Annotated in this window: 18 protein-coding genes; 14 read left to right on the top strand and 4 right to left on the bottom strand. The window is 46.0% G+C overall.

From position 1 onward, the window contains the following. Positions 1-62: 62 nt before the first annotated feature. The 4 genes from QET93_RS04985 to QET93_RS04970 all read right to left on the bottom strand — a co-directional run bounded on the left by QET93_RS04985 (position 63) and on the right by QET93_RS04970 (position 3,529). Positions 63-707 carry a YitT family protein gene (locus QET93_RS04985; RefSeq protein ID WP_280132785.1) on the bottom strand — a complete coding sequence of 215 codons (645 nt, stop codon included), beginning with the start codon at positions 705-707 and terminating at the stop codon, positions 63-65. A 75-nt stretch (positions 708-782) separates the two neighbouring features. Next, positions 783-1,262 (bottom strand): peptidoglycan endopeptidase, encoded by a 480-nt coding sequence (locus QET93_RS04980; RefSeq protein WP_280132784.1) that lies wholly within the window; start codon positions 1,260-1,262, stop codon positions 783-785. A 132-nt stretch (positions 1,263-1,394) separates the two neighbouring features. Next, the gene (locus QET93_RS04975; protein ID WP_280132783.1) at positions 1,395-2,663 is read right to left on the bottom strand and encodes a hypothetical protein; all 1,269 of its coding nucleotides are present in this window, start codon (positions 2,661-2,663) and stop codon (positions 1,395-1,397) included. Between the two features lie 65 nt (positions 2,664-2,728). Further along, positions 2,729-3,529: a CbiX/SirB N-terminal domain-containing protein gene (locus QET93_RS04970; RefSeq protein ID WP_280132782.1), complete on the bottom strand. Its 801-nt coding sequence runs from the start codon at positions 3,527-3,529 to the stop codon at positions 2,729-2,731. Positions 3,530-3,679: 150 nt separating this feature from the next. Here QET93_RS04970 and QET93_RS04965 point away from each other — a divergent pair, with 150 nt between their 5' ends. The 14 genes from QET93_RS04965 to QET93_RS04900 all read left to right on the top strand — a co-directional run bounded on the left by QET93_RS04965 (position 3,680) and on the right by QET93_RS04900 (position 21,193). Then, entirely contained in the window at positions 3,680-5,623 is a 1,944-nt protein-coding gene (locus QET93_RS04965) for a phospho-sugar mutase (RefSeq protein WP_280132781.1), read from the top strand. 572 nt (positions 5,624-6,195) lie between these two features. Further along, a complete protein-coding gene (locus QET93_RS04960; protein ID WP_280132780.1) occupies positions 6,196-6,966 on the top strand; it encodes a polysaccharide biosynthesis/export family protein in 771 nt (256 codons plus the stop codon). A 58-nt stretch (positions 6,967-7,024) separates the two neighbouring features. Continuing rightward, positions 7,025-9,385 carry a polysaccharide biosynthesis tyrosine autokinase gene (locus QET93_RS04955; protein WP_280132779.1) on the top strand — a complete coding sequence of 787 codons (2,361 nt, stop codon included), beginning with the start codon at positions 7,025-7,027 and terminating at the stop codon, positions 9,383-9,385. A gap of 100 nt (positions 9,386-9,485) precedes the next feature. Next, a complete protein-coding gene (locus QET93_RS04950; RefSeq protein ID WP_280132778.1) occupies positions 9,486-10,094 on the top strand; it encodes a CpsB/CapC family capsule biosynthesis tyrosine phosphatase in 609 nt (202 codons plus the stop codon). A gap of 53 nt (positions 10,095-10,147) precedes the next feature. Further along, on the top strand, positions 10,148-10,909 hold the full coding sequence (locus QET93_RS04945; protein ID WP_280132777.1) for a sugar transferase: 762 nt from the start codon (positions 10,148-10,150) through the stop codon (positions 10,907-10,909). A 20-nt stretch (positions 10,910-10,929) separates the two neighbouring features. Then, positions 10,930-11,703: a glycosyltransferase family 2 protein gene (locus QET93_RS04940; RefSeq protein WP_280132776.1), complete on the top strand. Its 774-nt coding sequence runs from the start codon at positions 10,930-10,932 to the stop codon at positions 11,701-11,703. Positions 11,704-11,773: 70 nt separating this feature from the next. Continuing rightward, positions 11,774-13,312, top strand: a complete 1,539-nt coding sequence (locus QET93_RS04935) for a hypothetical protein (protein WP_280132775.1) — start codon at positions 11,774-11,776, stop codon at positions 13,310-13,312. A 291-nt stretch (positions 13,313-13,603) separates the two neighbouring features. Then, complete coding sequence (locus QET93_RS04930) at positions 13,604-14,815, top strand: Coenzyme F420 hydrogenase/dehydrogenase, beta subunit C-terminal domain (protein ID WP_280132774.1); 1,212 nt, start codon at positions 13,604-13,606, stop codon at positions 14,813-14,815. After that, positions 14,812-15,879 (top strand): polysaccharide pyruvyl transferase family protein, encoded by a 1,068-nt coding sequence (locus QET93_RS04925; RefSeq protein WP_280132773.1) that lies wholly within the window; start codon positions 14,812-14,814, stop codon positions 15,877-15,879. Before QET93_RS04930 ends, QET93_RS04925 begins: the two co-directional genes overlap by 4 nt. Continuing rightward, positions 15,876-17,048, top strand: a complete 1,173-nt coding sequence (locus QET93_RS04920; RefSeq protein WP_280132772.1) for a glycosyltransferase — start codon at positions 15,876-15,878, stop codon at positions 17,046-17,048. The genes QET93_RS04925 and QET93_RS04920 overlap by 4 nt, the downstream gene beginning before the upstream one ends. Positions 17,049-17,328: 280 nt before the next feature. Next, entirely contained in the window at positions 17,329-18,366 is a 1,038-nt protein-coding gene (locus QET93_RS04915) for an EpsG family protein (RefSeq protein ID WP_280132771.1), read from the top strand. A 20-nt stretch (positions 18,367-18,386) separates the two neighbouring features. Then, positions 18,387-19,472: a glycosyltransferase family 4 protein gene (locus QET93_RS04910; protein WP_280132770.1), complete on the top strand. Its 1,086-nt coding sequence runs from the start codon at positions 18,387-18,389 to the stop codon at positions 19,470-19,472. After that, positions 19,469-20,542, top strand: a complete 1,074-nt coding sequence (locus tag QET93_RS04905) for a glycosyltransferase family 4 protein (protein ID WP_280132769.1) — start codon at positions 19,469-19,471, stop codon at positions 20,540-20,542. The genes QET93_RS04910 and QET93_RS04905 overlap by 4 nt, the downstream gene beginning before the upstream one ends. Before the next feature lie 6 nt (positions 20,543-20,548). After that, a complete protein-coding gene (locus QET93_RS04900; protein WP_280132768.1) occupies positions 20,549-21,193 on the top strand; it encodes a beta-1,6-N-acetylglucosaminyltransferase in 645 nt (214 codons plus the stop codon). The last annotated feature ends 299 nt before the right edge of the window (positions 21,194-21,492 follow it).

Below are 21,492 nucleotides of genomic sequence, written 5' to 3'. Positions count from 1 at the left end.
TGCAAAACCCGCCAGCCTTCATTCAAGCCGCCTCCACATTCACTGGGGGCGGCTTGTGTCATTTAGTCCCTCAGACTTGGCGGACGGAGCTTGATCCACAAACCCAGTACCCAGGTCTGAATCATGGTGAATATAATTCCTGCTGCAACCGATTCCAGGCCAAACACAGCAAATCCCGCCAGGATCACAGCAACATTGATGGTGCGCATCGCAACGGCGATACGTACCCGGGGATTTTTCCGGTTCAAAATCAGAGCCACCACGTCGAACCCCATGGAACTTCCTCGCGCATCCATACACAAATAATATCCCGTTCCCACACTCACGGCAGCCAATACCACCCCCAGAGGCAATGGCCAATCCAATGACCACTCCATCGCCAGAAATAAAGAAAAGCTCCACGCGTAGAACACGCAACCCAGCAGGGATTTCACCATACATTCCCTCCCAAGACCCAGCCACGCCAACACCACCAGAAACATCAGCAAGATATTGGCCAAGACCACGACATCCAGTCCCGTTACCCCGTGCAATACTAGAGAAAAACTCGTCACTCCGCCATTCACTACCCGCAAGGGCACCATCACAAACGCATAGGCAGCCGTCTGCAATACGGTTCCCAGCAACAGCTTGCACACGTCTCTCGCATAATACCGGTAATTCAGTGCAGCCAGCCGTTCCATCACATTCGGCTGATAACATACCACACAACAGTATGGATCCCGAGTGACAATTCCGCCTCATTCGGGAACTGCGCATTCCTGCGGGGAACGCGAGCCACGTCACAACATCGTCGGATGGCGAACCACGAAATTCTTCGTATTCCGCGGTTCGGTCCTCCACGCAGGCCCCTTTCTGCCACGTCCCGACGTATCAAAACGAACTCCGCAGATTACCATGAACACATGTCCGTTCTTGGCATAGATGGAAATCCACTTGCCGGGACCTCGGCTTCCATAATTCAAAAACAACTTCGAATGCCGAATCGACGTCATCAACCCAGCCTCCCGCAAGACAAACGATACCGTTCCGGAACAATCATAGGAAGAATCATAATGTCGCTTATGCCCGCCTCCCATTCGATACGGCTTCCCCACAATCGAATTCGCCGCATAAATTGCCCTCTTCACCTGAGGGGGAACATTAGGCGGGGGAATGGCACGCCCGTTGCGCAACGCCGCCGTCTTCCCCTGCACATAATGATACTCCGGCAAACTCTCAGGAGCCTCCACCTGCTGGTTCGAACACGAAACAAACAGCATTGCCAAAACGAACGCCAAAACGCAAAACAGACCATGTCGGACGTCAACCCTCATTGCGCAACAAACTGACGGATATTCTTCCCTGAATCAAGGAAGAAAAACGTTTTCATCCAGACAATCCCCCGTTCCGGTTCAGCGGGAAAGGGGCAAAGAACGGAGGTGATCGTCCATTTTACGAACATCCGGCTGATTCTGGAGAAAGAACGCATCTGCATCTTCGCTGCGCGGCTGGGACACGGCCTTAGTTGCCGCTTCCAGCGCCGTGGCCGTCTTCTTCCATTTCTCTTCCCCCTTGTACAGGGGCAGGATTTTAGCCGCCAAAGCCAGTTTCGTTGCATCGGCCTCCACCTTTTCCACCATCTTTCGCATTCTCTTCACGTCTTCCTCGGACGGAGCCTTGTCTCCCAGTTTGGCAGCATCATCCATCAAAGTCTTCCATTCCTTCACCAACCCGTCGCCGATCTCCGCCAGCGCCGCATCCTGCTCTGGAGAATACCAAGCCGTACTGCGAATCATCGCTATGATTTCCGGAGGATTCTCACCGGCAAACACAATCTCCTGCGGCCAGGGATAAAACTGGGCTATCTTATTCGTCTTCCACAAATTCGCCAATTCCCCGGGCTCTGCATCAATGAGGCGACCAACAGCCTCTTGCATCAAGTCCGACACCAGAAGAGCACCATCGCCATACTCCTTCAGCATCTCCGGCGTAAAAGCACCACTCTTCGCCGTCAGTTGGGATTGACCATTCTTGTTCTCAATCCTCACTGCATTATACCCCGCTTTCGCAATAATCTTCTTCAAATCCTTCTGCTTCTCCAACACTCCTTTCAACGCAGCGCTCAGAGATCCCGCCGGATACCCCGGAGTCTTCGGCAATAGCGATGCAACCTTCTCGGCCAGATCCTTCTTTCCCTTGTTCATCAGCATCTGGTATGTGGAAACACGATCCGCGTCACGCCCCGACACTTGAGCGCCATTCTTCAGCAACAGATCCAGAAGGGCATCATCCTTCGCCTCCAGAGCCGGCATCAGGGCCTTCGTCATTACCTCGGCTTTCTGCTCATCACTCACTCCCACCAAATCACGGTTTTCCTTCACCCACTTCCGGTCTGCCGGCGACAAAAATCCGGCGGCAAAGGATTTCCCCTCTCCGAACTCCCCTTCCGGGGCTCCCGGAACCTGAGGAGCAATCGTTACCTGATTGGCAACCACCGACGTAATCTTTCCCGTAAAACTGCGTTTTCCATCCGCACTTGTCCACTTCCGTACCGGGTTGAACTCAGCCAGTTTCCTGGCCTCCTGCAGGACATCACCGCCGGAGGGTTCCTGGGACACCGAAACCAAAGGCAACACAACAGCCGCCATCACAGAACCGATCAAGAGAGACTTCAACTTCATACCCCATACCACTAAAACATCATCTACCTCCGCTCAAGAAACAAACGCATTCAAGAGCAAAAAAATTACACTTTCCCTCCGCTCCCAGCCAGCCAATCCCTCACCACCCCGGTCACCGCTTTCATAAATTCGGGGGATTCCCCTACCGGTGTTGTATAAAAAATACGTTTATCCCCGGCATTGCGCCACCCGAACACGTCTTTCCCGCAAACTTCCACATCCTTCAATCCCAGCATGGAAGGAATTCCCTCTATCACATGATTGCCGCAATTCAAAAACCAATTCACCACCACCACTTCCTTCTCCGGTATTTCCGCCAGCACGGCATCCATCCCCGGTTCCTGGCTCAGATACCCCGCATAAAATCCTCCGTATTCCGGATACACTCCGGCCCATCGCCGAGCCATCGCCTCACCGCTCCTCACCGGATGGCGCATGCTTCCGTGCTGGATAACCAGCACCCCTTTCCTCCCGCATTCGGCACCTCCGCGCTCCCGCCATCCTTCCAAAACGCGGCGAACCGCTCCATCCAGTTCTGTCCGGACACCCGGCAGGGGCAGCATTTCCACATCCGGCACACAACCTAGCCTTCTTCCATACTCGGACAAGGCTGAAGGCAACTGCACCCGCGTTACCACACCATCCGACAGCACGAGAGGCATCACTGCCCATCCTCCCCTCACATCCTTGGGAAAAGCCTCCCACGCCTCAAGTTCCCCATTCAAAACCCCCATATGAAAACGCACCCTCGGAAATTCCTCTCCCAAATGTTTCAGTACACGTTCCCGCCACAGCGCATCATATGCAGCCATGCCGGATCCATGCGCCACAAGCACCACCGTTTTCCCGATCTCACCATTTGCCATACCTGTTCATTATCGCCTCAAACGGACAAGACAGACAAGACAAGAATGCGTGTTCCCCCACCGCCTCTCTGCAATGAACCAACACAGGCAGACGGCATACACGCATTGCATGATTGCCAGTCAAAAAAAATGCGCTAATCTGATCCTACCATGAAACAGCTGGATACTTTGCTTCAGGACGCCGTTGCGACAGGGCAACTCTTGCCCGCCTCCCGCACCAACATTAATCTCCTCCTCTCCGGAACCACCAGCCCCATCGCCGCAGCAGCCATCGCCGAACTTGCCGAACATGGCGAATGGAACGAACTCAACGACAGATTCTATAAAACGCTCGCTTTCGGTACGGGCGGCCTTCGAGGACGAACCATCGGATCCATTGTCACCTCTGCCGAACAAGGAGCAGGCGGCCCCAACGGTCGACCGGAATTTCCCTGCATCGGCACCGCCTGCATGAACTATTTCAATGTCGGCAGAGCCATGCAAGGCCTCATCATCTACGTCAAGCGGCATGTCGCATCGCAAGGCACCGACCGTAAACCGCGAATCGTCATCGGACACGACACCCGCCATTTCTCACGGGACTTCGCCGAATACTGCGCTAAAATCGCCACCGATCTCGGGTGCGACGCCTACCTCTTCGATGCTCCGCGCGCTACACCGGAAATTTCATTCGCCATCCGCGAACTCAACGCCGACACCGGCATCGTCCTCACCGCCAGCCACAACCCCGCTCACGACAACGGGTTCAAAGCCTACTTCGACGACGGAGCCCAACTCGTCCCTCCGCACGACAAAGGTGTCATTGATGAAGTCAATCGCCTCGCTTCCGAAGCCTACGAACCTCTCCCCGCCGACCTCCGGGGAACACTCTCCGAACTCGGAGCCAAGTTCGACCGCATCTATATGGACCGCCTCAAGTCCATCACCCTCCAACCCGGCCTCTTCTCCAACGGCGGAGCTAAAGTCGTTTATACCAACCTCCACGGCACTGGCGGACATATCATCGTTCCCCTCCTCCGCGAGATCGGATGCGATGTTGCAACGGTTGCCTCCCAGGATATCCAGGACGGACGTTTCCCCACGGTTAAATCACCTAACCCGGAAAATTCCGAAGCCCTTACTCTCGCTATTGATCAAGCCAATGCCTCTGGTGCAGACATCGTCATTGCCACCGACCCCGATTGTGACCGCATGGGTGTAGCTGTCCGGGAAGCTTCCGGCAACATGCGCCTCCTCACCGGCAACCAGGTCGGGTCCCTCCTTGCCTGGTACCGCTGCAAGACCATGACGGAACTCGGGTGGATCAACGATGCCACCCGGTCCCATGCCGTCATGATCAAAACCTTCGTCACGTCCCAGCTCCAGGATGCAATCGGACATCGCTACGGCATTGAAGTCGTCAATGTCCTCACCGGGTTCAAATATATCGCTCAGAAGCTCGGCAAATACGAAGAAGCCATCCCTGCTGCCAAACGCAGTAACTACAGGACAATGACGGAAGAAGCTACACGAGCCCTCCGCCTCGAATACAGCCGCTTCTTCGTCTTCGGAGGAGAAGAAAGTTACGGGTACCTTGCTCAGGATTTCGTCCGAGACAAGGATGCCAACGCCGCCGCCCTCCTCTTTGCCGAACTCGCCGCCTATGCAGCCTCCATCGGCAAGACCATCCCGGAACTCCTCGATGAACTCTTCTCCGAATACGGCGTCCATCTCGAAATGGGCAAGTCTCTCGTCATGGAAGGCGCGGACGGTGCTGCCAAAATAGCCGCCCTAGCCAAATCCTACGTTTCCTCCCCTATGACCGAAGTCCACGGCATGAAAGTCGTCGCCGTCCGCGACTTCACCAAGGGAGACATGTACGATGAAGAAGGCGACCCCATCCCCCCGTCCGACATGATTTTCATGGATCTCGAAGGAGGGTACTCCTTTGCCGTCCGTCCGTCCGGCACAGAACCGAAAATCAAGTATTACTTCTTCGGCAAAGGTAACCCCGGAGAAGACGTTCCTTCCTCCATGAACGCCGTCCAAGTTACTCTGGATGCCCTTTGGAAGGATGTCGAAGCCGACGCCGTCCGCCGTACGAACAACGCCTGACGGCCCTTCTACATCACTTTATTGTTCCCACCCGGAAACCCGCCGGGAACACCATTCACCAAGCCCCGCCGAGGTATCGCCCCGGCGGGGCTTTTTGCGTCTATTCCCCACCGGATTCCCAAATTCTTGGCTTCATCCAGCCCCAATATAACCAATTTTCCATATTGGACTCATTATAAGCAAATTACGGAAATTCAAAAACCATACAAACGTTTAAAATAATAAAAAAATGAGTTATTTTAACGGATTTACAATCCGCTTTAATACGCGCAACGGATGCATACATCCAAGGTCTCTTCAAGAACCCATGGCATTAAAAAATACTATAATTTATTTATTTTCAAATAATTATAACTTTTCAAAAATCCCGTATTCAATCACCTGGATTTGGACTTTCCAGCGATTTTCTTTTCGAGGCAAAACAATAATCAACCATACCTATCCCACTCTCATCAGGACATTATATGGGGAAAATTTAACATTGATGTAACATTACAGATTTCTGACAACTCCAAACTTCATCATTCATCACCAATTTTATCAATAACCATTCTTACACTCAACCTATCCACATGAAACACACAGCCCACCTTTTTGCTTTAATCGCCTGCACTGCTCTCCTGAACTCCTGCGTCAATCCCAAAGAAGTTCTCTATTTACAGGATGCCCAGGACAATACCCGGGAAACGATCAGAAAGAACTACGAAACCCTCATCCAAAAGGACGACCAGCTCTACATCTCCGTCAGCAGCAAGCAGCCGGAACTCACAGCCCCATTCATCATGGCGGAAATGGGCAACGCGACAACGAGTTCCAACAATACCAACAAACCGAAAGGTTACCTCGTCGACGCCAACGGCAATATCGTCCTGCCCGTGATTGGTACCATGAAAGCTGCCGGAAAGTCCTGCACGACACTCGCCAAAGATATCGCGGGAAAACTTCGTTCCAATGATTACATTAAGGACGCTTCCGTCAACGTGCAGATCATGAATTTCAAGTTCTCTGTCATTGGCGAAGTCAACAAACCCGGCACCTATTCCATCGAAGGCCAGCGGGTGACGATCCTCGAAGCCATTTCCCGTGCCGGCGACCTGAATATCGACGGTAACCGCGACGTCACGCTCATCCGAGAAACGAACGGTCAGCGCCAGATCGCCAACATCGACCTTCGCAGCAAGGACCTTTTCAACTCTCCCTACTATTATATCCAGCAGAACGACACCATCTACGTCTCTCCCTCGGAACGAAAGGTCAACACGCGAAGTGACGCTGCCCAGTGGTACGGATGGGGGCTCTCAGGTCTTGGTATCGTCATCGCTATCATTGCTTTGAGCGTCTAACCGCACTCCCTCTGATCTCAAATGTCGTGTCTCATTCATAGCTATCTACCCCTTCACCATGCCCCTCGACATTCTTCCCCAACAAGATGAATCCGACGTTTTTTCGATTGAGTCAATCATTGGCATCATACGCCGATATTGGTTCTGGATACTTCTCTCCTCTCTCGTTGGGGCATCTGCCGCTTTCTATGTGGCAGCCAAACAGGGTTACTCCTTCCAGAAAACAGCCCGCATCATGTTGCGGGACGACAATCAAAAAAATGCTTCGGCATCAGACATGGTTCTAACGGAATTGGGGATTGGGTCGGGTAACGTCAACATTGCCAACGAAAGCTACGTCGTGAAATCGACGGAACTCATGAATAATGTCGTCGAGTCCCTCAAACTCAATGTCAGCTACTGGCGCACCCACGATATCAGGCAAATCGACCTCTACGATGAGTCCCCGATAGCAGTCGACTTCCCTCAAATTGACGAACAACGCCAACTCACACTCACGATTACGCCCAGGGACGAAACCACTTACACCTTGACCTACAACGACACCAATGATGTCCCAGTCTCTTTCGAAGGGACATTCAACACTGTTGGAAGCCTGCCCTTTGGACAACTCGTCGTACGCCCGACATCCTATTTCAACGCCGATTACTATCAAACCCCCATCATCGTCCGTCGTTTATCCCAGCGGGAAACTACAGATCAAATTCTCGGAAAGCTCAACATCACCCGCCCAGATGCCAAAGAGACGAGCCTCATTGAACTTCAAATCACCACTTCAAATGCAAAGAAGTCAGCCGATATTCTTAATTCATTGATCAAGGAATATAACGATCAGTCAATTGAAGAAAAGCTCCTTGCTTCCCGCAAAGCGGAAGCATTTATCCTCGAACGCCTCAAAAAACTCGGGGGAGAGCTTGGCACAGTCGATAAGCGCATTCTCGATTTCAAAAAGAATAATGAACTGGTTCTCGATATGACGACAGAACTCGGAACCAATTATCTTAAAGTCCAGGATCTGGATAAAAATGCTTTCGATATCGATACGCAAATCAAACAAGTCGAATCCCTTCAAAACATCCTGGCATCCGCCAAAAATTCCAAGAGGCAAATGTTCTCCGCCAGTCATGGCATCAATGACCCCGCCATCACACACCAGATCGAGCAATACAATGAAGCCTTCCTGAAATATCAGAGACTCGTTGCCAGCGCAGGCTCTAAAAACCCTCTTGTCTCATCCCTGGTCAAAGATATGGATTCCATGATCAACGCACTGAACCGTTCCATCAATAACCATCATAGAGCCCTTACCCTGCAACTTGAAGAAGTAAACAACAAGAAAAACGAACTCAGTAAGAAACTCGTTGCAACCGCCTCCCACGAAAAAGCACTCGTTCCCATGCTCCGGGAACAAAAGGTGAAAGAAGAGCTCTACATCATGCTTCTGGGCAAGCGTGAAGAAAACGCGCTTTCCCTCGCTACCACGGAACCCAACGCCCGCATCCTCGAAGCAGCTTTCGGTAAAGACATCCCCGTCGCACCGAAAACCAAACTCTTTGTTGCGGCCGGAGCATGCGGTGGTGCCGCACTATGCATCTTCGCCCTTTTAGGAGCCGCCGCTTTAGACACCAAGGTGACGACGAAACAGGACCTCCTGGGGCTCACTACCATCCCAGTCGTCTCCGAATTCCCCCCTCTCACCAAGCGAGAGAAAAAAGAGAACACCCTCATTCTGCGCAATGACCGCTCCTTCATAGTCGAGAGCTTCCATATTCTACGAAACAATCTGGAGCTCATGGTACCCAACAAGAAAAACTCCTCCATGCTCATCCTGATCACATCGACAATGAGCGGGGAGGGCAAAACATTCACCTCGTCCAATCTGGCGGTTTCCTTTGGCAAAACAGGTAAAAGAGTGCTTCTCATCGACGGCGACCTCCGCAAGGGTACACTCACCAAAAGGCTCAATCTGCGAAGGAAGCCGGGGTTATCCAATCTCTTGCTCAACACCTCGTTAGAGCTTGAAGACGGCAAATCTCCATTTGTCACTCTGGAAGAGGAATCCGCCCGCGTGGACGTTCTTCCTATCGGTCCCCTGCCCCCCAATCCCGTCCCTCTGCTCGACCAAGCCCACTTGGCTAATCTGATCCATCACTGGCAATCCATCTATGACCGCATCGTGATCGACGGAGCCCCCTTCGGTATTCTGGCAGATTCCTCTATCATCGCACGATTTGCCGACGTCACCCTGTATGTGATCCGAAGCAATAAAATCGACAAACGCTTCGTCCCCTCCATCCAGAAACTGGCCGATGAAGGGAAACTCCCCGGCGCAGCCTTCGTCTTAAACGACGTCGATTTCAAACGCGCTCGCTACCACTACTACGGCTACGGATACGGCTATTCCACAAAAGACAAATAAGTCCTTTTCATTACTGCTCCCTCCCATCCTCCGTCCATCGATGCGATTACCCTTCTTTCATAGGAATCCGGCTGACCTGTCCGTGCTGTTTCCCGACGGCATGGACAGGCACAGTCACATCCTTTGGGGAATAGACGATGGAGCACAAAGCCCGGAAGACAGCCAGGCCATCATCAACGCCATGCGCCGAATCGGTCTCCGGGGAGCCTGGTGTACTCCGCACGTCATGGCCGAGCTGCCCGACAACACTGCCAGCAATCTCCGCAAGAGGTACAACGAGGCCTTGGCAACACTCGACCTCAACGGCTTCGACCTCCGGCTGGCAGCCGAATACATGCTCGACGAAAGCTTCCTGCCCCGGCTCAAGGACAACTCGGAAAAACTACTCACCTACGATGGCAAGCGTCTGCTGATTGAATTTTCTCGTATCTCACTCCCCGGCAACTGGGAAGAAATGATCTTCCTCGTTCAGGCTCAGGGCTACATCCCCGTCCTGGCACACCCGGAACGATACGGCTCCATACTCGACCTGGAAGCCCTGGAACTTCTCCATCAAAACGAAGTCGAGTTCCAGATCAACCTCTCATCCCTCATCGGAATGCGAGGACGGCATATCCAGAAATTGGCCCGAACACTGCGGAAAAAAGGTCTCTGCAACTGGATCGGAACCGATGCCCACCGCCCCGAACACGTACGGAGCAGAGCATGATTCCACTCCAATGACAGGAACCTTTCCGTACAAACTTCCTCATAACAAAAGCCATGCCCACCAGACACGCTTCCGACCTCTCCATTCCTTCAGGAAGCACTACTCCCCAACACCTGCCTCATCAACACAAACGGAAACATATCACCTTTTACGCCAGATATATTAAACGGCCCCTCGACTTCATCGTCGCGTGTACAAGCCTCATTTTCATCATCCCCTTCCTCATCCTCCCCATCTACATCATCCTGAGAATTAAAACCGGAGCCTCTCCCTTCTTCCGCCAAACGCGTATCGGACAACACAGAAAACCCTTCCAGATCATCAAGTTCAAAACGATGACCGATGAACGTGACTCCGATGGAAATCTTCTCCCCGACGAACAACGCACCACCAAGCTGGGAGCATTTCTTCGATCAACTTCGCTCGACGAATTCCCCGAACTCATCAACGTCCTCAAAGGCGACATGAGCTTCGTCGGCCCCAGACCGTGGATCCCGGAGCAAATGTCCAATTTTGCACCCTCCACACAAGAGAGAAGAATGATGATGCGCCCCGGTATCACCGGCCTCGCCCAAATTCAGGGACGCAATAACCTCACATTTCGCCAACGCGTCTGTTTCGACTTGGATTACATCCTTCACGCCTCCCTGTTCTCAGATGTCTGCATCCTCTTTCGAACCTTCTATAAAGTGTTCAAACGCGAAGGCATCGAACAGTGCCAGAACGCGCTTGTCTCCGCTCAACGTTGCATTCTTCCCAAAGACACCGAAACACGAGGAATTCGCGGCAACGAACCTACTCACCTGCAACACTGAAACTAGAAAATAGATAACAGATGAAAATTACCGTTATCACAGTCTGCTATAACAGTGAGGCTACTCTGGGCGACACCATACACAGCGTCCTCAATCAGAGCAACAAGGACTACGAGTACATTATTGTCGACGGGAATAGTAACGACAAAACTGTCGAGATAATACGCAGTAGCGAAAAGGCATTTTCTGGACGCATGCGATGGATATCAGAACCGGATCAAGGTATCTACGATGCCATGAACAAAGGTATCCGTATGGCCACGGGAGAGGTAATCGGATTCCTCAATGCCGATGACTACTATCAAGACAACCACGTCTTGCGAGATATTGCTCAAGCCTTCTGTGCCAATCCAGAAGCAGATGCTATCCACGGGGATCTGGACTACATCAACAAAGAACGAAAGGTAGTCCGATCCTGGAGAGGAAAAGAATACACTCCCGGTTCGTTCCAGAAAGGCTGGAGCCCGGCTCACCCCACTTTCTACTGTAAACGGCAGTGTTTTGAACAATTCGGCCCCTTCGTTCCCGCCATCGGCAGCGCGGCAGACTTCGAACTCATGCTCCGTTTCACGGAACGGTTCGGAATCCGGACACGCCATCTGCAACGCTCCATGGTTTTTATGCGCACGGGGGGCTCCAGCACGAATGGATTAAAAGCCATCATGCGAAACACAAAACAGAACCGCCAAGCATTCCTCCTCAATTCCCTCCCCTGCCCCCTCCTGTACCCGGTCGCCCGTCTCTGGCACAAAATATTCTCTGTCAAAAATCCCTTCAATTATCTCTCCCAATAATGTCAGCAACGGCTAACAGAATCATCAGGAACACAGGCTTTAAAAACAAGAAATAAACAGAACATCGTTTATGGAGAATCACTCTTCAAGCAACCGTCGCCTGGCCAAAAACACTCTGATGTTATATGCCAGAATGTTGTTGGTAATGTTCGTTACTCTTTACACTTCGAGAGTCGTTCTGCGAGTTTTGGGCGTAGAAGATTATGGGATATACAGCGTTGTTGGAGGTATTGTCGTATCATTCTCCATTTTATCAAATGCAATGTCTGGTGCGATTTCCCGATTTATTACTTTTTCATTAGGCCAGGGTGATATCGAAAAAGTACGAAAACTGTTCGGCCTATCTGTGTCTATACTGTTTTGTATTGGAGTATTGATAATTGTCTGTGCTGAAATAATCGGATCGTATTTATTAAATACACAGATGAATATACCCTGTAATCGAATCGGGGCAGTCAATATTCTCTTTCAATTTTCACTCGCAATTTTTATAATAAGGCTTTTCAGTGTCCCATTTAATGCTCTCATCATATCAAATGAGCGGATGTCGATTTATGCGTACTTTGGGATTGGTGAGGCTTTATTACAGCTGATTGTAGTTTTTGTTTTGCAACTCTACCCGGTAGACAAGCTGATTATGTATGGTTTCTTGTTGTCGGCTGTAACACTGATATATGTGATCATGCAATATGTGTATTGCAGGAATACATTCTCCACTCAAATGGCAAGACCCACATTTGACAAAGGCTTGTTCAAGGAAATGGCTAGCTTTGCCGGTTGGAATTTCATCGGAACATCTGCGGGGATTTTGAAGAATCAAGGTGTAGATATAATTGTAAACGTTTTCACTGGAGTTGCAATAAATGCCGCGCGAGGTATCGCACTCCAGGTAAATACAGCTGTTGCCAGTTTTTCCGAGAATTTTATAACAGCCCTCAGGCCACAGATAATAAAAACTTATGTAGCTGATGATAAAGACCATTTGAACTTCCTGGTTGAACAAGGAGCCAGATTTTCCGGTTATTTACTGCTCTTCATTACGATACCTCTTATATTGGAAACGAATACTTTGCTGCAATTGTGGCTAAAAGTCGTACCACCCCATACCGGAACTTTCGCTCGGCTTCAACTCATTGATGCAGTGGCTATGTCATTGTCGCAGACATTGATTATAGTGTTGTTGGCTACTGGCAAAATCAGGAACTACCAATTGGTTGTAGGTGGTATAACTTTGCTTAATATGCCTTTGTCATGGCTGCTGTTGTATTGCGGTTTCCCTGTTTGGGTGACTTACGTTGTCTCCATATCGCTAAATATCCTGTGTTTGGTGTGTCGATTGTTGTTTGCCAATCATTTGGCAAACATAGCAATAGCTCGTTACCTGCGTAAAGTTGTAATTCATGTCATTATTGTAGCCTGCGCATCAGTTGTCCTGCCGATCATTATGATTAATATCATGGAACCATCATTACAACGCGTGTCATTTGTCATAACAACATGCATTCTTACAACATCACTATCGATATTTTATGTAGGCATGACAGCACATGAACGTATATTTATATATTCAAAAGCTCTTAGTTTGATAAATAAATATCACAATAAATAATAAACTTATAATTAACCATATTTGATTTACGGTAAAATTTATTAACACACACATGTTTTTCAATACTATTTTCTTCGACCATTATTACATTACTTTCGATGAGCAAGCACTAATCATGCCAGCTGTAAAAACACCCGAACAATGCATGTTGAGTCCACGTAATGCTGTAACTCACGAATGCCAATGCGAATCATATTATACATATGGCACTTCCCCTTTACACGCATTAAGGAGGAAAGTCATGCGGAATAGCGATCATAATATTATCGATAAATATATTGTCGAGTAAATATGGCTACTGTATTTCACCATAATAATATTGCTAGCTTTGCCAGATCAAGTGAATGTACCGCTTGTATGGCATGTTTTGATACATGCCCACATGCTGCCATTAGTTATACTATTGACAGGAATGGCTTTCTACGCATGTCTGTCGACAGCAATAGGTGTACCGGTTGTGGCGCATGTCGAAAAAGCTGTCCCGGTCTTAATGGAAAGCGGTATGGAGAAAGCGAAATAGCAAAAGCATTTGCCGGATGGAACAATGATGAAAAACAACGTCAGTCCAGTGCTTCCGGCGGAGTCTTCGCCGCACTTGCAACTTATGTGTTACAGTCTGGAGGATTAGTTTATGGTGCTGCCATCCATGGTTTTGAGATTAAGCATATCAGGGTAAATAATTTAGAAAACCTACACAATTTGCAAAACTCCAAATATCAGCACAGCATCACCGCTGGTGTGTACAATCAAGTAAAGAAAGACTTGAAGCAAGGTAAAACCGTATTGTTCTCAGGATTAGGATGCCAAATTGCAGCCTTATATGCGTATCTGCATTATAAGCCATACGACAACCTTTATACAGTAGATACCATTTGCGGTGGTTTGTCTTCCATGCTGCCGATGATTTCTCTTGCCAGTTCAGGGAAATATAGTGATATCATTTCGTTTCGAGACAAAGACAATGGATGGAAAAGTACAGGTTTCACTTATAGGTTGAAACTAAATGGCAACGATGGATCAGTTAAAGATTTAGGTTGTCAAAACATCGTCCTAAAATGCTTCTCTACTAAAATTACCAAACGGGCTTCCTGTTTGAACTGCCGTTTCGTCGGCTTTAAGCGACAAAGCGATTGTACAATTGGTGATTTTTGGGGAGATACCGATTTCACTCATCAGCATAGTAATGGACTTTCATCTCTAATAGTTCATTCTGAGCGGATGTATGAGTTGCTTCAGAAAGCTGATCTGACAATGAGTGAAATCAAAATCGATAAAGTAGCATCTAGAAACCCCAATTTGTACTTTGGGAATTCCAAAGGCGTTCGTCGCCTGATAAGCCGCCATTTAGCGTTTTTTTTTCTTAGAAACGGGCTATACCGTTTAGTCTGGCCATTGGTCGATTATGACTCAAAACTTTCTATCGAAATGCAACTATACGGGATGCTTCTGCAAAGTAAAGCAAAAAAAGACTTGAAAAACCAACTTGAACTTTTGAGTAAATGAGAATTGCATTGTTAACTATTTGGCACGTAGGGAACTATGGTGCGGAGTTGCAGGCCTATGCGACTTGCCGCATCTTAGAAGAGTTGGGACATGATGTGACAATCATCGATTTTCGCGAAAACGAAAACCCTAATGAGTCTTTTAAGGGGCGATTGGCTCGATACATTTCTTCGTGCACATTGACCCATTTCAAATTCTCAATATTTTGGAATAAATACTTTCCTAATAAAACACGCCATTACCATACTTACGAAGAATTAAAAGCCAATCCTCCAGAAGCGGACTTATACCTTGTGGGCAGCGACCAAGTGTGGAACTATAAGATTCTCGCAGACAAAGCCGAGGCTTTCTTCCTTGCATTTGGCAAGGGTGAGATAAGGCGCGCATCCTACGCATCAAGCTTTGGAATAAGCGAATGGCAAGCAAATGAACCGTTGACTTCCATGGCAAAGCAAATGTTATGCAGGTTTTCTGCTGTGTCTTGCCGGGAAGCCTCAGGCATCAGAATTTTAAAAGAAGTATTCAACATCGATGCCGCCGAAGTGCTTGACCCGACTTTGCTCTTTGATGAATACTTTGGGGTAAACAGCCAGAACGCTACAGAAGATGGCACTTTAGCCTACTATCCGCTCTCTACCAATAACGAGTTGGCAAAGTTCTCGATAGAACTGGCTCACGAATTAGGATTACGTCCCAATAATATAAACAAGAAAGTCCTGCTCTCAAACACCATTGCCTGGAATCGGCCTGATGTAGAACAGTGGGTCAATAGCATTGCTCGTGCGTCACTTGTCATTACTCCATCATTCCACGGGCTCACATTCAGCCTTCTATTTCGCAAACAATTTATCATTATAAATAACAACATAAATCAGGAGCGAAAAGTCCGCATGACAGATTTGCTTAAAAAGTTGGGTTTAGAAAACAGGTATTTCGATTCCATCGAACGAGCAAAAAAGACAAAGGCATGGGAACAAACCATTGATTACGACATCGTATTCCCCAAACTTTTGCAGATGCGTTCATCATCTATCGATTATCTCAAGAAAATGTTACAGCTATGAATATCATGTTCATATTCGATTTCCCCATCATTGCGAATAATGGCGGGGTACAACGTGTTACGAATACTTTGGCAAAGGAGTTAGTACGGCGTGGACACAAAGTCTCTTTTTTATGTACCTCCACGGCAAAACACCAAGATACGAGCATAGGAGTAGATTCCCTTTGTACACAATACTATCTCTCCGATAAGTCAAATGTAACACATCAAGTCAGAGTCTTGACAGAAAAACTTGAAATAGATGCAGTAATTAACCAGTCGTTCAGTAATGAAGTCATTCCCATATTAAGTGCATTTCCAAGTACCATATTTAAGGTATCAGTGTATCATAGTCAGCCATTTGCAACCTATAAAAAAGAGAGATTGATACTTCGCGGGTTGACAAATACAAATTCATTGGCAGGCTGTATTTTTAAATATGTGGGCATTATTGCTCCATATCTTGTACGAGATCATTACATCAAGGGTGCAAAAAATATATTCTCTCAATTGATTAACACTTCAGACAAATACTGTCTGCTCTCGTATCGGTATCAGGAACGAGTGAAACGATTTGTGCCTAATGTCCCCGCTTCAAAGCTCATAGCCATAAACAATCCAAATACATTCCCCGACATTGTCACAATCGATCAATTTGAACGAGAGAATGTACTGCTGTTTATGGGCCGGATTGAGAACTCATCCAAGAATGTCTATGACTTTGTTCGCGTTTGGCAGATGTTGGTAAAGCGAAATCCCGACTGGAGAGCTATAGTTGTGGGTGACGGTTCAGATTTACAGCGAATGAAATCATTTGCCCGGGAATTGGCCGTCGAACGCATTTCATTTGAGGGAAACAAGGCTAATGTAGGAGAATACTACGCAAAAGCCAAGTTCCTCTGCCTCACTTCTAACTACGAGGGGTGGGGGTTAGTATTGGTGGAAGCCATGCAATTCGGATGTGTCCCGGTATCTTACGGCACATTTGAGGCAGTGTATGATATAATAGACGATGGAGAGAACGGATTTATTGTTGACAAGAAACCATCTGCAATGGCTCAACAAATCCAGCAATGCATTGATGGGAAGTTTGATTTCTCCGCACTGTCACAGCGGGCGCGGAAAAAGGTTCGAAAGTTTTCAACAGTAAACATCGTTGACCAGTGGGAGGCATTGATCAGGCATCAATAGATAGGTAAAAATTGCTTGAAAATAAAATTGACACATTTTCAATATGAGGGAGCACTATCTTAAATACGACAGGAGTTCGCATCGGCCATTCTCCTACTTTCTCTTCTTTTTCATTGTCTGGCCATTTGGGGCTTGCTTATATTCCTTACAGTACGCCAATGAACGGAAATCGTATGCCATATTTTTCCTTTTTAGTTTGCTCATTTGCTGGCATATGGCGCCTGTTTCATTGTCGAATAAATACGATGATTTCATTGGTATATATCAGCGTTTTCTGAACATGAAAATAACAACGGACGAAATGCTTAGGCAGGTTTGTGCGTATTTCACTTTTAGCAGAGAAGCTCCCAAGGAAATTTATGAAATAATTGTAACATGGTTTGTTAAGCAATTTACAAATAATTATCATTTCTATTTTCTTGTTTGTTCAATACCAGTAGCGTATTTCCAATTAAAATCGCTCAAACTTATTACTGATGATAGTAAGTTCAAGGCTGGAACATTGATGGGTATTATTGTTCTTTTTTTGTTCATATTTCCGCGAGATATATTCACTGTTCAAAATCCACGATTCACGACAGGTTTTTGGCTATGCATTGTTTGTACGTTGCATTATCTATGCAGTAATCGGAACAATATTTTTCTCTTGTTTCCTATATTGTTTGCCCCACTCATCCATTCGGCATTATGGCTATACGTCATCATAATTGTGATTTATCTGTTCATACCTAAAAAATCAATCATACTGCAATGGTGTGCGGTATGTACATTGCCGCTTATGTTCTTTACCACTGACATTTTCCGGCAAGTTGATTTGTCTCAATTTTTGCCGCCTTCATTATATCGCTGGTCAACATATCATAATACAGATGAAGCATACTCTAATTTGGCAGGCTCTGGAAGATCTGGCTTCTGGTGGGTAGGGACAAGTTTCGTTTTTGCTGGGAAAATTATGTATGGCGTAATGTTAATTTACATCATAAAACGATTCAAGAATAAAGATAGTGAAATCAATGATACATCTAAACGATTATATCCATTCCTTCTGTTTTTTTTCTTTATTTCAAACTTGTTGCATTTAATACCTGTATTGGGCGAGCGTTATTTCTACTTTACTCAAATTTTTACAATTTTCTTGTGGTTTAAGGCAGTCTACCCCAATTGTCCCAAAATACTTTTATGCTTATTAGGTGCATATAGTTGGGCTATATTTACGCGATATGGCTATATTCTTGGTGGAGCATTATCAGTCAATACTCATCCTGATTTGTTTTATGCGCCCTTACCCTATCTCATAGGGAAAGGTATTCTTTGGTGATTTATAAAGTTAATAATATAATGAAAATTTTAGAAATAATTCCAAATCTACAAGCAGGGGGAGCTGAAGTTTTCCTCGTAAATCTATGCAATGAAATGTGCCGCCACAATGAAACAAGCATCACATTGCTAACTTTTTATGACAGTGAAAACAGTTTCCTGCTAAACAAACTCGATCCTTCCATCACGTTAGCATACATTCCCAAATCAAGAGGTTTTGATGTTAAACTAATGTATCGTTTATATGACTTCATCATGGAAGGTGAATATGATATAGCACACTTCCATGTCAATACTATTGCTTACGCCTTACTGCCGGCAATAAGGAATTTGTGCCGTTGCTATGCCACTATCCACAACGATGCTTATCGTGAAGCATCAGGCATTCACCGTTTCATACGTCGTGTACTTTTCAAGTCAAAGAAAGTATATCCTATTACAATATCGCATCAGTCAGATGCCTCTTTCCATCAATTATATGGGAGTTCGATATCAACAACTGTGATATATAATGGGGTACCCAAGCATACTCCGACACATGGCTTTTCATTGAAACAATACCAAACAACACCTAACACTAAATTACTTATTATGGCTGCAGCTCTATCTCCTGTAAAAAATGAATTGGCTGTGGCACAGGCTGTAAAACAATTGGTCGATGAGGGCGAAGATATCGCTCTTGTTATTATCGGCAGAGATGCCGATAAGCAATACGCTCAACAGATAAAGGACATGACCTCCCAGCGTATCCACTACATAGGTGAAGTGTCTAATCCAGTAGATTACATGCGGCATGGAAACTACTTTGTTCTGGCTTCATATTTTGAGGGATTGCCAATAAGTTTACTTGAAGCTTTATCTGTCGGGTGCATTCCTATTGTAACTCCTGTAGGAGGATGTGTCGATGTGGTAAATGATGGGCGAAACGGCTTTATCATAGCCACACAAGAGAAACAGGACATATACAAGACAATAAAAAAAGTTCTTCATTTTCCAGATCAAGTTATTATGGCAATTAAGGAACAGGCGTTGTTCGACGCTAATAGATACACTATATCGTATTGTGCAAACAGTTATTTATCTCTTTTTAATCGCATTAAAGCATGAAAATTCTAATCATTGGGCAAAATTCGAAAATAGCAAATGTGTTCTGTCATTTTGCAACAGTCACAATGGTAATAGACAAAAATATCGAGTTATGCCGCAAATACAGCAGGAATACCAAATTCACAGTTATAGAAAGTATGACGGACATCCGTAATGCGCGTTCCATACCAAAGCGAACAAGGGAGTTACAGAACTGGTTAAAAGAATTTACACCGGATATTGTGTTCAGCAATGACAAATATTCCATGATAGCGGCACGCTTTGCAACGGCATTCAAGGCAAAAAGACCGTTACTCATCTCTACGTCTCACAGTTCCTATTCCTGGACTGCCCCCAAACGAATACGTCAATTTGCCTTTGCTGTAAAATTATGTACTGACGGTTATGTCGCCCTTGCTTCATTTGTGTATCAACATTTGATTAATAATGGACTAAATCCTCAACGTCTGTTGCTGCAACCAAATACCATCGAGTACGATGTATTTCCTATAAAGAACAGCTATGCACTAAACGATGTACCACAACTTATCTATACAGCGGTTATCTATCCACAAAAGGGACAACTAATTCTTGTTGAAGCCGTTAAAATACTTATTGAAAAACATTTTGTGTTACATGTAGATTTTATTGGAGATTTTATGGACGAAGGCTACAAAAGTCAGATAGAAGCATATATTAAGCGATACAATCTAGATGATTATATTTCTTTTCGGGGGAGAATTGAAAATTCTGTTTTACTAAATCTCTTGCCGTCGTATGACATTTATGTATCACCTTCTCTTATTGAAATGTCACCATTTAACTTGCTTGAAGCAAAAGCGGCTGGACTTCCGGTTGTAGCCTGTAAAACAGGCGGAATCCCCGACATCATATCAGATAAGACAGACGGACTTCTCGTTCCCCCAAATGATGTCAAGTCATTAGCTGACTCTATAGAAGAACTCTTAAATAGTGAGAATCTGCGAGAGCGATTGGGCAAGACCGCCCGATATAATATATCAAATACACAAACACCGGAAGTGGTCGCAAATAAAATGCAAGATTTTTTTTATCGCATTAATTCTTTATAATATCATATGAAATTTGCCTATCTGATTCTAGCTCATCATAATTTCTTACAGCTCCAGTTGCTGCTTGATTTATTGGACGATGAAAGGAACGACATTTATGCCCATCTTGACAAGAAGATAAGGGATATAGTTATTCTTGGCTTAGTCAAGTCAAAACTTTACTATATCGAAAAACGAGCGAGCGTAACATGGGAAAATGTTTCTCAAATAAGAGCAGAGTATAACCTTTTCAGGGCTGATTTTAATAATAAACCATATGATTATTATCACCTTATATCGAAAGATACTATGCCCATAAAAATCAATGACTACATTCAAGATTTCTTTGAGAAGAATAGAGGAAACAAGTTTGTAGGATACGGCAGGGCTGCACCTGAAAGATGCACAAAATACCATCTGTTCACACAATATTTCAGGCACAAAATCTGGATTATTAGAGAATTCTTTCATCTGATGAGAAATGCTTTTGAGCCGATTATCAATCTGTTCCCCAAGAAGATTCCTATAGGAATTGAGTTTAAAAAAGGTGCACAATGGATCAACATCACCAACGAGTGCCTTCGTCTGATTTTAGACAAAGAAGATTGTGGCTTATCGTTCTTCAAAAGAACATATTGTTGTGATAATGTGTTTGTCCAGACTATTATTTGAACCACACTTTAAAAAATTTATGATAATGATGATGTGTTGATAATTATTAATTCTGAAAGAATTTTTGCAAGGAAATTTCATATAACTATTCATTCACACATTGTGTCAAACCTATGTTAATTCCTACATAAATCTATTGATAAAAACGATTAACTAGGCATAACACCTGAATATTATGAAAAGCACAGTAACTCCAAACTATACCATTGTAGCATCCAACAGCTTGTATAACAAACATTACAACTTTCCACAATATAGCCTGATTGCCGGTTCACCGGCCAAATTGATAAAGACAGGTA

Source organism: Akkermansia sp. N21116, assembly GCF_029854705.2.
In the GTDB taxonomy this organism is placed as follows: domain Bacteria; phylum Verrucomicrobiota; class Verrucomicrobiia; order Verrucomicrobiales; family Akkermansiaceae; genus Akkermansia.
The sequence above is the reverse complement of the archived record's forward strand: the minus strand, read 5'-3'. Positions and strand labels throughout refer to the sequence as shown.

Excerpts from the sequence above, each read along its gene's own strand:
- QET93_RS04930 (WP_280132774.1), top strand. The coding sequence starts at position 13,604 with ATGGCTACTGTATTTCACCATAATAATATTGCTAGCTTTGCCAGATCA.
- QET93_RS04905 (WP_280132769.1), top strand. The coding sequence starts at position 19,469 with ATGAAAATTCTAATCATTGGGCAAAATTCGAAAATAGCAAATGTGTTC.
- QET93_RS04940 (WP_280132776.1), top strand. The coding sequence starts at position 10,930 with ATGAAAATTACCGTTATCACAGTCTGCTATAACAGTGAGGCTACTCTG.
- QET93_RS04975 (WP_280132783.1), bottom strand. The coding sequence starts at position 2,663 with ATGAAGTTGAAGTCTCTCTTGATCGGTTCTGTGATGGCGGCTGTTGTG.
- QET93_RS04945 (WP_280132777.1), top strand. The coding sequence starts at position 10,148 with ATGCCCACCAGACACGCTTCCGACCTCTCCATTCCTTCAGGAAGCACT.
- QET93_RS04900 (WP_280132768.1), top strand. The coding sequence starts at position 20,549 with ATGAAATTTGCCTATCTGATTCTAGCTCATCATAATTTCTTACAGCTC.
- QET93_RS04955 (WP_280132779.1), top strand. The coding sequence starts at position 7,025 with ATGCCCCTCGACATTCTTCCCCAACAAGATGAATCCGACGTTTTTTCG.
- QET93_RS04935 (WP_280132775.1), top strand. The coding sequence starts at position 11,774 with ATGGAGAATCACTCTTCAAGCAACCGTCGCCTGGCCAAAAACACTCTG.
- QET93_RS04915 (WP_280132771.1), top strand. The coding sequence starts at position 17,329 with ATGAAAATAACAACGGACGAAATGCTTAGGCAGGTTTGTGCGTATTTC.
- QET93_RS04920 (WP_280132772.1), top strand. The coding sequence starts at position 15,876 with ATGAATATCATGTTCATATTCGATTTCCCCATCATTGCGAATAATGGC.
- QET93_RS04960 (WP_280132780.1), top strand. The coding sequence starts at position 6,196 with ATGAAACACACAGCCCACCTTTTTGCTTTAATCGCCTGCACTGCTCTC.
- QET93_RS04925 (WP_280132773.1), top strand. The coding sequence starts at position 14,812 with ATGAGAATTGCATTGTTAACTATTTGGCACGTAGGGAACTATGGTGCG.
- QET93_RS04970 (WP_280132782.1), bottom strand. The coding sequence starts at position 3,529 with ATGGCAAATGGTGAGATCGGGAAAACGGTGGTGCTTGTGGCGCATGGA.
- QET93_RS04910 (WP_280132770.1), top strand. The coding sequence starts at position 18,387 with ATGAAAATTTTAGAAATAATTCCAAATCTACAAGCAGGGGGAGCTGAA.
- QET93_RS04950 (WP_280132778.1), top strand. The coding sequence starts at position 9,486 with ATGGACAGGCACAGTCACATCCTTTGGGGAATAGACGATGGAGCACAA.
- QET93_RS04965 (WP_280132781.1), top strand. The coding sequence starts at position 3,680 with ATGAAACAGCTGGATACTTTGCTTCAGGACGCCGTTGCGACAGGGCAA.
- QET93_RS04980 (WP_280132784.1), bottom strand. The coding sequence starts at position 1,262 with ATGCTGTTTGTTTCGTGTTCGAACCAGCAGGTGGAGGCTCCTGAGAGT.